This window comes from Citrobacter sp. (assembly GCF_050252275.1).
In the GTDB taxonomy this organism is placed as follows: Bacteria; Pseudomonadota; Gammaproteobacteria; order Enterobacterales; family Enterobacteriaceae; genus Citrobacter_A; species Citrobacter_A amalonaticus.
Genome location: NZ_JBFWLF010000109.1, coordinates 1 through 13,276, shown reverse-complemented (window position 1 = coordinate 13,276; position 13,276 = coordinate 1). Strand labels below are relative to the sequence as shown.

General features: G+C 55.1%; 11 protein-coding genes and 1 pseudogene. 10 read left to right on the top strand and 2 right to left on the bottom strand.

Annotation, left to right across the window (positions count from 1 at the left end; translation table 11 throughout):
* The first annotated feature begins 350 nt into the window (after nucleotides 1-350).
* The 9 genes from rhaB to rhaM all read left to right on the top strand — a co-directional run bounded on the left by rhaB (nucleotide 351) and on the right by rhaM (nucleotide 10,250).
* A complete protein-coding gene (gene rhaB, locus AB7E14_RS11255; protein WP_042998897.1) occupies nucleotides 351-1,820 on the top strand; it encodes a rhamnulokinase in 1,470 nt (489 codons plus the stop codon).
* Complete coding sequence (gene rhaA / locus AB7E14_RS11250; RefSeq protein WP_042998896.1) at nucleotides 1,817-3,076, top strand: L-rhamnose isomerase; 1,260 nt, start codon at nucleotides 1,817-1,819, stop codon at nucleotides 3,074-3,076. The genes rhaB and rhaA overlap by 4 nt, the downstream gene beginning before the upstream one ends.
* Nucleotides 3,077-3,186: 110 nt before the next feature.
* The gene (gene rhaD, locus AB7E14_RS11245; RefSeq protein ID WP_042998895.1) at nucleotides 3,187-4,014 is read left to right on the top strand and encodes a rhamnulose-1-phosphate aldolase; all 828 of its coding nucleotides are present in this window, start codon (nucleotides 3,187-3,189) and stop codon (nucleotides 4,012-4,014) included.
* Between the two features lie 99 nt (nucleotides 4,015-4,113).
* On the top strand, nucleotides 4,114-5,100 hold the full coding sequence (rhaS, locus tag AB7E14_RS11240; RefSeq protein WP_042998894.1) for a rhamnose ABC transporter substrate-binding protein: 987 nt from the start codon (nucleotides 4,114-4,116) through the stop codon (nucleotides 5,098-5,100).
* Nucleotides 5,101-5,219: 119 nt separating this feature from the next.
* Nucleotides 5,220-6,725, top strand: a complete 1,506-nt coding sequence (locus AB7E14_RS11235) for a sugar ABC transporter ATP-binding protein (RefSeq protein ID WP_061069458.1) — start codon at nucleotides 5,220-5,222, stop codon at nucleotides 6,723-6,725.
* Entirely contained in the window at nucleotides 6,725-7,729 is a 1,005-nt protein-coding gene (locus AB7E14_RS11230; protein ID WP_316962769.1) for an ABC transporter permease, read from the top strand. The genes AB7E14_RS11235 and AB7E14_RS11230 overlap by 1 nt, the downstream gene beginning before the upstream one ends.
* Nucleotides 7,726-8,730 (top strand): ABC transporter permease, encoded by a 1,005-nt coding sequence (locus tag AB7E14_RS11225; protein WP_316962770.1) that lies wholly within the window; start codon nucleotides 7,726-7,728, stop codon nucleotides 8,728-8,730. The genes AB7E14_RS11230 and AB7E14_RS11225 overlap by 4 nt, the downstream gene beginning before the upstream one ends.
* A 60-nt stretch (nucleotides 8,731-8,790) precedes the next feature.
* A complete protein-coding gene (gene fucO, locus AB7E14_RS11220; RefSeq protein ID WP_042998890.1) occupies nucleotides 8,791-9,939 on the top strand; it encodes a lactaldehyde reductase in 1,149 nt (382 codons plus the stop codon).
* Nucleotides 9,936-10,250 carry an L-rhamnose mutarotase gene (rhaM, locus tag AB7E14_RS11215; RefSeq protein WP_042998889.1) on the top strand — a complete coding sequence of 105 codons (315 nt, stop codon included), beginning with the start codon at nucleotides 9,936-9,938 and terminating at the stop codon, nucleotides 10,248-10,250. Before fucO ends, rhaM begins: the two co-directional genes overlap by 4 nt.
* Before the next feature lie 42 nt (nucleotides 10,251-10,292).
* Here rhaM and AB7E14_RS11210 read toward each other — a convergent pair whose 3' ends face one another.
* The gene (locus AB7E14_RS11210; protein WP_316962771.1) at nucleotides 10,293-11,684 is read right to left on the bottom strand and encodes a carbohydrate porin; all 1,392 of its coding nucleotides are present in this window, start codon (nucleotides 11,682-11,684) and stop codon (nucleotides 10,293-10,295) included.
* A 339-nt stretch (nucleotides 11,685-12,023) separates the two neighbouring features.
* Nucleotides 12,024-12,569 (bottom strand): annotated as a pseudogene (locus AB7E14_RS11205) (helix-turn-helix domain-containing protein); the annotation flags it as partial.
* Between the two features lie 98 nt (nucleotides 12,570-12,667).
* Between AB7E14_RS11205 and AB7E14_RS11200 the strand changes: the two are divergent.
* A partial coding sequence (locus tag AB7E14_RS11200) for an AzlC family ABC transporter permease (protein ID WP_428169526.1) occupies nucleotides 12,668-13,276 on the top strand: 609 nt, incomplete at its 3' end.

The window sequence follows — 13,276 nt, the reverse complement described above, 5'->3', positions numbered from 1 at the left end:
ACAGGCGCTTTACCTGATGGAAAAAAATCCACGCAGTGCAGTACGGTCATGATGGCATCCAGGTCAAATGAACATGTCAGAAATAGTAATTAAGGGTTAGCCACCTCACCTTAAATTTTTGACATAAAACCGTGCAAACAAGGTCAATTTTTCAAGAAAAGACGGGAAAGATCCGGAAATGCGGACGGCGTCACATCAGGGGAAATCGCGCCTATTACCGGAAACTGTGAACGTTATCACGTTCACCTTTGCTTTCTTGCCAGCGGCCAATTTTGCCTGTCAGTAACAAGAAGGTGAGCCATGACGAGGTTTTCTAGACTGGGCTTAATGAAACTCAGAAGGACCTCACTATGACTTTTCGCCATTGTGTCGCTGTCGATCTTGGTGCCTCCAGCGGACGCGTAATGCTGGCGCGCTATGACAGTGAACATCGCACCCTGACGCTGCGTGAAATCCATCGCTTCGCGAACTGCCTGCAAAAGCAGGACGGTTTCGACACCTGGGATCTCGACAGTCTCGAAGACGCCATTCGCCTGGGGCTGGAAAAAGTCTGCGATGAAGGCATCCGCATTGACAGTATCGGTATTGATACCTGGGGCGTGGACTATGTCCTGATCGATAAACAAGGCCAACGCGTCGGGCTACCGGTTTCTTATCGTGACAGCCGCACCACAGGCGTAATGCAACGCGCACAGGAACAGCTCGGTAAAACCACTATTTATCAACGCAGCGGGATCCAGTTTCTGCCGTTCAACACGCTCTACCAGCTGCGTGCACTGGTTGAACAGCAGCCGGAGTGGGTTTCGCAGGTCGCACATGCCTTGCTGATCCCCGACTACTTCAGCTTCCGTCTGACCGGGGAGTTGAACTGGGAATACACCAACGCTACCACCACGCAACTGGTAAACATCAACAGCGATGACTGGGATGAGACGCTGCTGGCATGGACGGGGGCAGACAACGCCTGGTTTGGTCACCCGACGCATCCGGGCAACGTGATTGGTTACTGGATTTGCCCGCAGAAGAATCAGATCCCCGTGGTGGCCGTCGCCAGTCACGACACCGCCAGCGCGGTGATCGCCTCGCCGCTGGCTGATAAACACAGTGCGTATCTCTCCTCCGGCACCTGGTCGTTAATGGGCTTTGAAAGCCGAACGCCTTACACCAACGACGCCGCGCTGGCGGCGAACATCACCAATGAAGGCGGCGCGGAGGGGCGTTATCGGGTACTGAAAAATATCATGGGTCTGTGGCTGCTGCAGCGCGTGCTGAAAGAGCGCCAGGTGGACGACCTGTCCGCGCTGATTGCCGCCACGCACGCATTGCCCGCCTGCCGTTTTCTGATCAACCCGAATGACGATCGTTTTATCAACCCCGCCAACATGAGCGCTGAAATTCAGGCCGCCTGTCGCGAGTCCGGACTGCCGGTGCCTGATAGCGATGCAGAACTGGCGCGCTGTATTTTCGACAGTCTGGCGCTGCTGTACGCCGATGTGTTGCAAGAACTGGCGACGCTGCGCGGCGAGACCTTCAGCCAGTTGCACATTGTCGGCGGTGGCTGCCAGAACGCCCTGCTGAACCAACTGTGCGCCGATGCCTGCGGTATTCGCGTCATGGCTGGGCCTGTTGAAGCCTCTACGCTCGGCAACATCGGTATCCAGTTGATGACGCTGGATGAACTCAACAACGTCGATGACTTCCGCCAGGTGGTCACCGCTAATTACAACCTGACGACGTTTACCCCCAATCCTGACAGTGAGATTGCCCGCTATGTGACGCAATTTCATTCAAAACGACAGACAAAGGAGCTTTGCGCATGACCACTCAACTGGAACAAGCCTGGGAACTGGCGAAACAACGCTTCGCCGCAGTAGGTATTGATGTCGAGGAGGCGCTGCGCCAGCTCGATCGTCTGCCGGTCTCAATGCACTGCTGGCAGGGCGATGATGTAGCCGGTTTCGAAAACCCGGAAGGATCGCTCACCGGCGGTATTCAGGCCACCGGTAACTACCCGGGTAAAGCGCGTAATGCCCATGAGCTACGCGCCGATCTGGAGCAGGCGCTCAGCCTGATCCCTGGGCCTAAACGCCTGAACCTGCATGCCATCTATCTGGAATCCGATACCCCGGTCGCCCGTGACAAAATCAAACCGGAACACTTTAAAAACTGGGTAGAGTGGGCAAAAGCGCATCAACTTGGTCTGGATTTCAACCCGTCCTGCTTCTCGCATCCGCTGAGCGCTGACGGCTTCACGCTGGCGCATGCCGACGACACAATCCGCCAGTTCTGGATCGACCACTGCAAGGCCAGTCGCCGCGTATCCGCCTATTTTGGCGAGCAACTGGGTACGCCGTCAGTGATGAATATCTGGATCCCGGACGGCATGAAAGATGTCACCGTGGACCGCCTGGCCCCGCGTCAGCGTCTGATGGACGCGCTGGACGAAGTCATCAGTGAAAAACTGAACCCGGCGCACCATATCGACGCCGTTGAAAGCAAACTCTTTGGCATCGGCGCAGAAAGCTACACCGTCGGCTCCAACGAGTTCTACATGGGATATGCCACCAGCCGCCAGACCGCGCTGTGTCTTGATGCGGGCCACTTCCATCCGACAGAAGTGATCTCCGACAAAATCTCCGCCGCCATGCTGTATGTGCCGCGTCTGCTGCTGCACGTGAGCCGCCCGGTGCGTTGGGACAGCGACCACGTGGTACTGCTGGATGATGAAACCCAGGCGATTGCCAGCGAGATCGTACGCCACAACCTGTTCGACCGCGTCCACATCGGTCTCGACTTCTTCGACGCCTCCATCAACCGCATCGCGGCATGGGTCATCGGTACCCGCAATATGAAAAAAGCGCTGCTGCGCGCCCTGCTGGAACCCACCGAACATCTGCGCCAACTGGAAGCCAGTGGCGATTACACCGCACGCCTGGCATTGCTGGAAGAGCAAAAATCGCTGCCGTGGCAGGCGGTATGGGAAATGTATTGCCAGCGTCATGACACGCCCGCTGGCAGCCAGTGGCTCGAGAGCGTTCGCGCCTATGAGAAAGAGATTTTGAGCAAACGCGGTTAACACATTATTGCCGGATGGCGCTGCGCTTATCCGGCCTACTGACACATTCAACATCGCAGGCCCGATAGGCGCATTGCCATCGGGCATTGACTAAAACAGGTAGACCTTTTATGCAAAATATTCTCGACGCCTGGTTTGTCCAGGGGATGATTAAAGCCACCTCCGACGCCTGGCTGAAAGGCTGGGACGAGCGCAATGGCGGCAACCTGACGCTGCGTCTCGATGACGCGGATATTGCCCCTTTCAGCGCCGATTTCCATCCTGCACCACGCTACATTGCCCTGAGCCAGCCAATGCCGCTGTTGGCGAACACGCCGTTTATCGTGACCGGCTCTGGTAAATTCTTCCGCAACGTACAACTCGATCCCGCCGCCAATTTGGGCATCGTGAAAGTGGACAGCGACGGAGCGGGCTACCACATTCTATGGGGGCTGACGAACGAGGCGGTGCCCACCTCTGAGTTGCCGGCACACTTCCTGTCGCACTGCGAACGTATCCAGACCACGCAAGGTAAAGATCGCGTGATCATGCACTGCCACGCCACCAACCTGATCGCCCTGACCTACGTGCTGGAAAACAGCACCGCGCTTTTTACCCGCAAACTGTGGGAAGGCAGTACCGAGTGTCTGGTGGTCTTCCCGGATGGCGTGGGCATTCTGCCATGGATGGTGCCGGGCACCGATGAAATCGGCCAGGCCACCGCGCAGGAAATGCAGAAACATTCGCTGGTGTTGTGGCCGTTCCACGGCGTATTCGGCAGCGGCCCGACGCTGGATGAAACGTTTGGACTGATCGATACCGCCGAGAAGTCCGCCGAAGTGTTAGTCAAAGTGCTGTCGATGGGCGGTATGAAGCAAACCATCAGCCGCGAAGAACTGATCGCGCTGGGTAAACGCTTTGGCGTCACCCCGCTCGCCAGTGCATTAGAACTGTATTGATAACAACATCGCGCCCCGCTCACTGAGACGGGGCGAACTCTGTCACCTGCAAATCCAAACCATTCCCCATGGGAATCAACATGATGTGGAGTAAAAGCAATGAATATAAAGACAAGCTTGATCCTCACCGTTGCCGCTCTGGCGTTGTCCGGTTCCGCTTTAGCTGAAGTAAAAATCGCCCTGGTGGCGAAATCGTTAGGTAATGGATTTTTCGAAGCGGCAAACGTCGGCGCTCAGGAAGCCGCCAAAGAGATCGGAGATGTCAAAGTGATCTACACCGGTCCCACCACGACTACCGCTGAAGCGCAGATCGAAGTATTGAATGGGCTGATCGCCCAGGGCGTTGATGCGATCGCCATCTCTGCCAACGATCCCGATGCCGTTGTACCCGTCCTGAAGAAAGCGATGCAGCGTGGTATCAAAGTCGTGTCATGGGATTCCGGCGTCGCGCCTGCGGGGCGGCAGATCCACCTTAACCCGTCAAATAATGCCCTGATCGGCGAAACCAACGTCAAACTCGCCGCCGATGCGCTGAAGGCGTTGAACGTGGAGAAAGGCGATGTGGCGATCCTGAGCGCCACGCCAACGTCGACCAACCAGAATATCTGGATTGCGGAGATGAAAAAGGTGCTTCCGCAGTATCCGTCTATCAACCTGGTGACCGTGGCTTATGGCGACGATCTCTCAGACAAGAGCTACCGCGAAGCAGTAGGGCTGCTCAAATCTTACCCGGATCTGAAAGTGATCGTCTCCCCGTCTTCCGTCGGCATTGTCGCCGCGGCGCAGGCAGTGAAGGATCAGGGCAAAATTGGCAAAGTGTATGTGACGGGTCTCGGCTTGCCATCCGAAATGGCAGGCGCGGTGAAGTCAGGCGCGTCGAAAAGTTTTGCGATCTGGAACCCTATCGATCTGGGCTATGCGGCGACGTATCTGGCGGACGATCTGGTTAAAGGCACCGCCAGCAAAACCGAAGCCAATATGGGGAAACTGGGTAAAGTGCAACTGGATGCCGACGGCAATGGGGCGATGGCTAAGCCATTCGTCTACGATGCCAGCAACATTGATAAGTTCTCAAAAATCTTCTGATCCCTGGATCACGCCGCCGGATGACGTTGTGCTTATCCGGCCTGCGGGTACCGATACGTTTTGTAGGCCGGATAAGCGTTAGCGCCATCCGGCAACACTACATGAAGAGGAGAACTGACATGTCCACCCCTTTATTGCAACTTCATGGGATCAGCAAGATATTCCCCGGCGTGCGCGCCCTTGAGAACGTGCAGCTCGATCTCTGGCCAGGCAAAGTGACCGCACTGGTGGGCGAAAACGGCGCGGGGAAATCCACGCTGGTCAAAGTCATGACCGGCATCTATCAGCCTGATGAGGGGGAAATCCTCTACAAGGCTATTCCTGTTCAGCTCCCGACGCCGGAAGCGGCGCATAAAGTCGGCATCACCGCGATTCATCAGGAAACGGTGCTGTTCGATGAGCTGTCGGTGACTGAGAATATTTTTGTCGGCCAATACCTGTATAAAGGCTTTTTCAAAAAGCTCGACTGGCCAGAAATGCACCGTCGGGCGCAGGCGATCCTCACCCGCCTTGAGGTGCAGATCGATCCGCGCGCCACGCTGAAAACCCTGAGCATCGCCCAGCGCCATATGGTGGCCATTGCCCGTGCGCTTTCCTTTGAGGCCCAGGTAGTGATTCTCGATGAACCGACCGCCGCACTGTCGCAACACGAAATTCTGGAGTTCTATCAAATCGTTGAGCGCCTGAAGCAGGAAGGCAAAGCGATTCTGTTTATCTCCCATAAGTTCGATGAAATCTTTGAGCTGGCGGATCACTACACCATTCTACGCGACGGCGTATTCGTCAGTTCCGGCGACATCCATGAGATTAGCGAAGAGCGGATGGTCGCCATGATGGTAGGACGCGCGATTACCCAGACTTTCCCGAAAGTGGCCTGCGAGAAAGGCGAGACGGTACTGGAGGTGAAAGATCTCTGCCATCCCACTGAATTTGCCCACATTGATTTCACTCTGAGAAAAGGGGAGATCCTCGGTTTCTACGGGCTGGTGGGGGCAGGACGGACCGAATTGATGCAGGCGCTGTCCGGCGTATCCCGGCCTTCTCACGGTGAAATCCGTCTCAACGGACGGCCCATTCATTTTCATCAGCCTGCCGATGCGATTCGCGCTGGTATTGTCTGCGTGCCGGAAGAACGACAAAAACAGGGGGCAATCATTGAAATGAGTATCGCCGAGAACATTAGCCTGCCGCAGTTGAGTAAGCTGAATCCGCGTGGCGTGCTCAATGCGGCGCGAGAGTGGCAACTGGCGGACAGCTATGCTAAACGCCTGCAGGTCAAAGCGTTTAGCTGGCGTCAGGCGGTCGAAACGCTTTCCGGCGGCAATCAGCAAAAGGTGGTGATCGGTAAATGGCTCGCCACCCATCCTGAAGTGATTATTCTCGACGAACCGACCAAAGGCATCGATATCGGCTCAAAAGCGGCGGTGCACCAGTTTATGTCCGAACTGGTGGCGCAAGGGCTGGCGGTGATTATGGTCTCCTCTGAACTCCCGGAAGTGATGGGCATGGCAGACAGAATTATCGTCATGCACGAAGGGTTGATGGTCGCGCAATACCGCGCCGGTGAAGCCACAGCGGAGGCCATTGTCAGCGCCGCCAGCGGCATCAATAAGGAGGCAGCATAATGATTCAGCGCCTGCTCAAACACCGCGAAGCCCTGCTGGCAGCGGTTATTCTCCTGATGATCGCCGCCATCGGCAGTCGCGTCCCGTCGTTTGTCTCTCCTGGCAACCTGGCCGAAATCTTCAATGACACCTCGATTCTGATCATCCTTGTGCTCGGGCAAATGATGGTACTACTGACCAAAGGTATCGATCTGTCGATGGCCGCCAATCTGGCGCTCACCGGGATGATCGTCGCCCTGCTCAACTTCCAGCATCCTGAGATCCCCGTCTGGGCGTTGATATTACTGGCAACCGCCTGCGGTCTGGTGATGGGAATGATCAACGGTCTGCTGGTCTGGAAATTAGGTATCCCGGCGATAGTGGTCACGCTCGGTACCATGAGCATTTATCGCGGCATTATCTTTTTGCTGTCGAACGGCGGCTGGATTAACTCGCATCAGATGAGCGACAGCTTCCTCGCCCTTCCTCGTTTTGCTCTGCTTGGCCTGCCGGTACTGAGCTGGTGCGCCATCGCCGCCGTTATCGTAGTCAGCTACTTCCTGCGCTACAGCCGCACAGGGCGAGCGCTGTACACCGCAGGCGGGAATGCCACTGCGGCGTATTACACCGGGATCAATGCCGGGAAAATGCAGTTCATCAGCTTCTGCCTGTCGGGTGCCCTCGCCGGTTTCTGCGGCTACCTGTGGATTTCCCGATTCGCTGTTGCCTATGTCGATGTAGCTAACGGTTTTGAGTTACAGGTTGTGGCAGCCTGTGTGATTGGGGGTATCAGTACGATGGGAGGAATCGGTCGCGTTCTCGGTTGCCTGTGTGGCGCATTGTTCCTTGGCGTGATCAATAACGCATTGCCCGTCATTGGCATCTCACCCTTCTGGCAGATGGCTATTTCCGGCGCGGTGATCGTGATTGCCGTTCTGCTCAACGAACGCAGCAATAAACACAAAGGCCGGTTAATTCTGCGCAACGCGGCGCTGGCACGGCAAAAACAGGCGGTGAACTCATGAATAAAGTGATGACGTCTGAAGCGAGCGAACGCGCCCCCGATACGCGCGCGGTCTGGCAACGCCTGTTGTGCTGGGAGGGTTTTCTGTTCGCCGTCACCCTGGCGGTATTTATCGTCAACGCGCTGGCCTCGCCGTACTTCCTCAATATCTGGAATCTCTCCGACGCAACGTTCAACTTCACCGAAAAAGCGATCATCGTGCTGCCCATGGCGATGCTGATTATCGCCCGGGAAATTGATCTCTCGGTGGCGTCAACTCTGGCGCTGAGTTCGACGGCCATGGGGTTCTGCGCGGCAGCGGGAATGGATACGCCCCTGCTGGTCTGCGTCGGGCTGGGAACCGGACTCTTGTGCGGGCTGCTGAACGGCATCCTGGTGACGCGGTTTAATCTCTCATCCATCGTGATCACCATCGGCACCATGAGTTTGTATCGCGGCATAACCTACATTTTACTCGGCGATCAGGCGCTGAATGCTTACCCGGAAAGCTTTGCGTGGTTTGGTCAGGGCTACGTCTGGGGCGCGCTGTCGTTCGAGTTTGCGCTGTTTATCGTACTGGCGATCGTGTTCACCTTCCTGCTGCACAAAACGAACTTTGGTCGCCGCACCTACGCCATCGGTAATAACCCGGTGGGCGCGTGGTACTCCGGCATTAACGTGAAACGTCACAACCTGATTTTATTCGCTCTGGTCGGACTCATGGCGGGACTGGCCGCCGTGTTGCTCACTTCCAGACTCGGCAGTACGCGTCCCACCATCGCGATGGGCTGGGAGCTGGCCGTGGTAACAATGGCGGTGCTGGGTGGCGTCAATATTCTCGGCGGCTCCGGCAGCATGACCGGCGTCATCATCGCAGCGTTCCTGATGGGGCTGGTGACCTTCGGCCTGAGCCTGCTCAACGTGCCGGGCATCGTGATGTCGATCATTATCGGCGTGATGCTGATCGTGGTGATCTCGCTGCCAATTCTTACCCGCCGAATGATGCAACGACGACGAATCTGAATCCCTCCGGCGACATGGAGTTTTGCCGCCGGAAATATCATCACTTTAAGGAGAAACAACATGAGCTTTATGCTGGCACTTCCGAAAATCAGTCTGCATGGCGCGGGCGCGATTGGCGATATGGTGAACCTCGTAGCGAATAAGCAATGGGGAAAAGCGCTGATCGTCACCGACGGTCAACTGGTTAAGCTGGGCCTGCTCGACAGTCTGTTTGCGGCGCTGGATGAGCACAAAATGTCGTACCACCTGTTCGATGAGGTGTTCCCGAACCCGACCGAAGCGCTGGTGCAAAAAGGCTACGCGGCTTATCAGGACGCGAACTGTGATTACCTCATCGCCTTTGGCGGCGGCAGCCCGATCGATACCGCTAAAGCCGTGAAAATCCTCACCGCGAACCCGGGGCCTTCCACCGCTTACTCCGGCGTGGGGAAAGTGAAAAACCCAGGCGTACCGCTGGTTGCCATTAACACCACTGCCGGAACCGCTGCCGAGATGACCAGCAACGCCGTGATCATCGACTCCGGACGCCAGGTGAAAGAGGTCATCATCGATCCGAACATTATCCCGGATATCGCCGTGGACGATGCCAGCGTGATGCTGGAAATCCCGGCCTCCGTGACGGCAGCAACCGGTATGGACGCGCTGACCCACGCGGTGGAAGCGTATGTTTCTGTTGGTGCACACCCGCTGACTGACGCCAATGCGCTGGAAGCGATTCGCCTGATCAACCTGTGGCTGCCAAAAGCGGTCGATGATGGCCACAACCTGGAAGCGCGCGAGCAAATGGCGTTTGGTCAGTATCTGGCGGGGATGGCGTTCAACAGCGCCGGCCTGGGGCTGGTTCACGCCCTGGCGCACCAGCCGGGCGCCACGCATAACCTTCCGCACGGCGTTTGTAACGCCATCCTGCTGCCGATTATCGAAAACTTTAACCGCCCGAACGCAGTGGCGCGTTTTGCCCGCATCGCGCAGGCGATGGGTGTCGATACCCGTGGTATGAGCGATGAAGCAGCAAGTATGGAAGCGATCAACGCCATCCGCGCATTAAGCAAACGTGTCGGTATTCCGGCTGGTTTCAGCCAGCTTGGCGTCACCAAAGAGGATATCGAAGGCTGGCTGGACAAAGCGCTGGCGGATCCTTGTGCGCCGTGTAACCCGCGAACTGCCAGCCGTGACGAAGTACGCGAGCTGTATCTGGAGGCATTATGATCCGCAAAGCGTTCGTGATGCAGGTGAATGCCGACGCACATGAGGAGTACCAGCGTCGGCATAATCCCATCTGGCCGGAGCTGGAAGCTGTGCTGAAAGCGCACGGGGCGCATCATTACGCGATCTATCTCGATGCGCCGCGTAATTTGCTGTTTGCGACCGTAGAGATTGAGTCCGAAGAACGCTGGAACGCCGTTGCCAACACTGACGTTTGTCAGCGCTGGTGGAAGCATATGCGCGACGTCATGCCCGCAAATCCGGATAACAGCCCGGTGAGCGCTGAGCTGAAAAACGTGTTTTATCTGGAGTAATCGATGAGCCCGGTAGACCTCGGCGCTACCGGGCCCTTTCGTTTAGAAATAATATTTAAAGCGAACGCGACCACCATAACGATTATCAGAATCGTCGCCGTTCACATTATCGCCTTCGCTATCCAGAATTGAGTAATATGCGCCAAGGTAAATATTGAAGTTTTGCATATTCATCACATTAGCAAACTGATATGACGCGTGAATGGTATGAATGTCATAGGTGCCTTTATTATTAATCCAGCAGCCGTCATCACACACCACCCCTTCAAAGTCATCAATTTTGTTATGCGCGTAGATATAACCTAATTCAAAACGTTTCCACAGCGCGTTCAGCCCGGCGGTAAAATCGTTTTCATTATTGGCATCAAGATAAGCGGTATTCAGGTTAACCACCATGCCATTCTCCGGATCGGTCTTTAATCCATTCCATGTCATCGTCATACCGTAACCGGTACGGTCCGACTGATCGACAAATTTACCGTTTGCGTTGGTGTAGCCATAGGCGTTATTGACGACGTTCGATTCCATCGCGGCAGCTACCGAGAACGCATCCTGCGACCATGAAATAACCGGACGCAAATAGGCAACGTTTTTCTGTTGATCCATTTTCCGACCGTGGAATTCGTCATCGTTATAGAGTGAAGTGCCTTCTTCCAGCAGAGTGTTTAACTCGAAGTACCAGTTATCCACCTGCTTGCTGACGAGGAAGTTACCGCCAGCATCAGAACGACCGCGGCCTTCTTTCATCATATAGATGTAACCGCTGCCGTCGTCATACAGATTGTTGGCGGTATTCCCCGAATGTTCAACAAAGGTATCCTGATTCAGTGGGAACATATCGTAGGCTTCGAAGCGCCCCACCTTCACTTTCCAGTCATTCTCTTTACCAAAGAAGAAGACGGCATCATCGATATTCACCGTACCGGTCATATCCCCCAGCGGTTGGGCGGAGAATCCGGCATAATAACCCTCACCCAGCTTACGTGTACCATCAAAGCCCAGTAAAATCCGGCCATTAATATTCCACTGTTCGTTAGTCGGGTCATGGTCAACACTGGCATTGGTCATTGCCAGCAAGCCATGATTACTTTCCGCATCCATGTTGAATTCAACATCACCATAGATTTTCAGATCGCCATAACCGGAAAGCAGCAGATTCGGTGTCGCGGCATTCTTTTTCGTCTCCTCAGGAGGGGTTTGGCCGTTAACCGGCGTGTTGCCCTGTGCCGCCTTAAGTTCACGGATTTCGGTTGCCTGTTGGGTCTGTAATTGCTGAACCTGATTTTCCGCCTTTGCCGCCCGATATTCTGCGGCCTCCAGTCGCGCTTCCAGTTGTTCTAGCCGTTGTTCCAGCGTCATTTTTTGCGTTTTAGCAAAACCATTATTAGCGATTAATAACAGACCTATTGCTAAAGCCAGCGTCGATTTCCTCATTTATTTGCGCTCCTTGAAAATAAATAATGGACAGCGTATTTCTTTGAGAAACACGCAAAATGAATAACAAAATAGTATGTGTTATTTTTATATTTAATAACGGCTACAATTGACGATAATAATCAACTGTTACCGCGCCGCAGGCCAGCAATTACTAACATGCAGCTTTCTTTGTGTAAACGCAGAAAGCATTCAGTTCGTGAGGAATATAACAAAAGGGCTAAAATAAACGAAATATCATAAAAACAATTAAATATGCATTAAGAGAAAAAATAATTAGAGGTAATCATTCGGGGGAGCCTTTTGCATACCATAGCGATGAAATTCCAGGTTCGCTAAACTCTGCTCAGCCACCAGAATCGCCTGGGTATCCGCTTCCAGCGCCTGGAAGATATGCTCCTGATCGGCGGGATAACAAATATAGTCGCCCTCACCTAACACTTCTGGTGCTTCTGTCAGTCCGACCAGCGCTTTTCCCTTCGTAACAATAATATGCTCAATCGAGCCCGGCGGATGCGGCTGAGAAATGCGGTCGGCTCCTGGCTGGGTCAACAACAGATAGATATCACGCCGTGCGCCAGGCGGGCAGGCAGCCAGTAAAATCGCCTGATAGTGCGCCTGTTCGGCCACTACTTTCGTGCCCTCACCGCACCGGATCACCTGCGTTTTTTGCACCTGCGGCTCCAGCAGTCGCGCAAAGGGAATATCCAGCGCCACACAAAGCGACCAGAGGGTTTCCAGACTAGGATTACCGTTCCCCGCCTCCAGTTGGGAAAGCGTCGACTTGGCGATCCCCGCCCGTCGGGCGATTTCTGCCAGCGACTGACCCGTCCGCTGACGCTCGCGAACCAGACTTTTGGCGATCACGCTGATGGGTTGTGTCATACCCGACTCCATGTTTTTTATATCGAACGAATCGTTCATCTTGTCAAACGCTGATGTTGCGTTCATTATAATGGAAATTCGTTCGATATGGCTAAATCATGGCGCACTTCTTCTCCTGTCTGAAGGCAGACACGATAAAAGCAATCTTTCTGGTCTGCCTGGCGGTAGGCGTGGTTGGGATGTCCTACGGTTCACTGGCGATGGCTTATGGCTTCCCGGTGTGGGTGCCGTTTGTACTCTCTATTTGTGTGCTGGCAGGAGCGTCCGAATTTATGTTTATCGGCATTGTCGCCAGCGGCGGTAATCCGTTAGCCGCTGCCGCAGCCGGTTTACTGGTTAACGCCCGCCATGTTCCGTTTGGCGTGACGGTACGGGATCTGGTCGGCACCCGCGCGGCGAGTTTTTTCGGCTGCCATATTATGAACGATGAAAGCGTCGTGTTCGGCCTGTCGCAGAAAACCCCAGAGCAGCGCAAAGCCGCCTACTGGCTATGTGGCCTCGGCGTTGCCATTCTGTGGCCGCTGGGGACCCTGCTGGGCACCGTGGTGGGTCAATTGCTGCCAGCCCCGGAAACCATCGGGCTGGACGCCGTGTTCCCGGCTATCCTGCTGGCTCTCGTCGTCCCGGCGTTTAAAAACCGTACCACTCTGATTCGGGGCCTGAGCGGAGCCGCCGTGTCGCTCGCCGCCGTGCCTTTCGCGCCGGTC

What these genes read in the sequence shown, in the direction of transcription:
- rhaB (WP_042998897.1), top strand. Translation starts at nt 351, where the DNA reads ATGACTTTTCGCCATTGTGTCGCTGTCGATCTTGGTGCCTCCAGCGGA.
- rhaA (WP_042998896.1), top strand. Translation starts at nt 1,817, where the DNA reads ATGACCACTCAACTGGAACAAGCCTGGGAACTGGCGAAACAACGCTTC.
- rhaD (WP_042998895.1), top strand. Translation starts at nt 3,187, where the DNA reads ATGCAAAATATTCTCGACGCCTGGTTTGTCCAGGGGATGATTAAAGCC.
- rhaS (WP_042998894.1), top strand. Translation starts at nt 4,114, where the DNA reads ATGAATATAAAGACAAGCTTGATCCTCACCGTTGCCGCTCTGGCGTTG.
- AB7E14_RS11235 (WP_061069458.1), top strand. Translation starts at nt 5,220, where the DNA reads ATGTCCACCCCTTTATTGCAACTTCATGGGATCAGCAAGATATTCCCC.
- AB7E14_RS11230 (WP_316962769.1), top strand. Translation starts at nt 6,725, where the DNA reads ATGATTCAGCGCCTGCTCAAACACCGCGAAGCCCTGCTGGCAGCGGTT.
- AB7E14_RS11225 (WP_316962770.1), top strand. Translation starts at nt 7,726, where the DNA reads ATGAATAAAGTGATGACGTCTGAAGCGAGCGAACGCGCCCCCGATACG.
- fucO (WP_042998890.1), top strand. Translation starts at nt 8,791, where the DNA reads ATGAGCTTTATGCTGGCACTTCCGAAAATCAGTCTGCATGGCGCGGGC.
- rhaM (WP_042998889.1), top strand. Translation starts at nt 9,936, where the DNA reads ATGATCCGCAAAGCGTTCGTGATGCAGGTGAATGCCGACGCACATGAG.
- AB7E14_RS11210 (WP_316962771.1), bottom strand. Translation starts at nt 11,684, where the DNA reads ATGAGGAAATCGACGCTGGCTTTAGCAATAGGTCTGTTATTAATCGCT.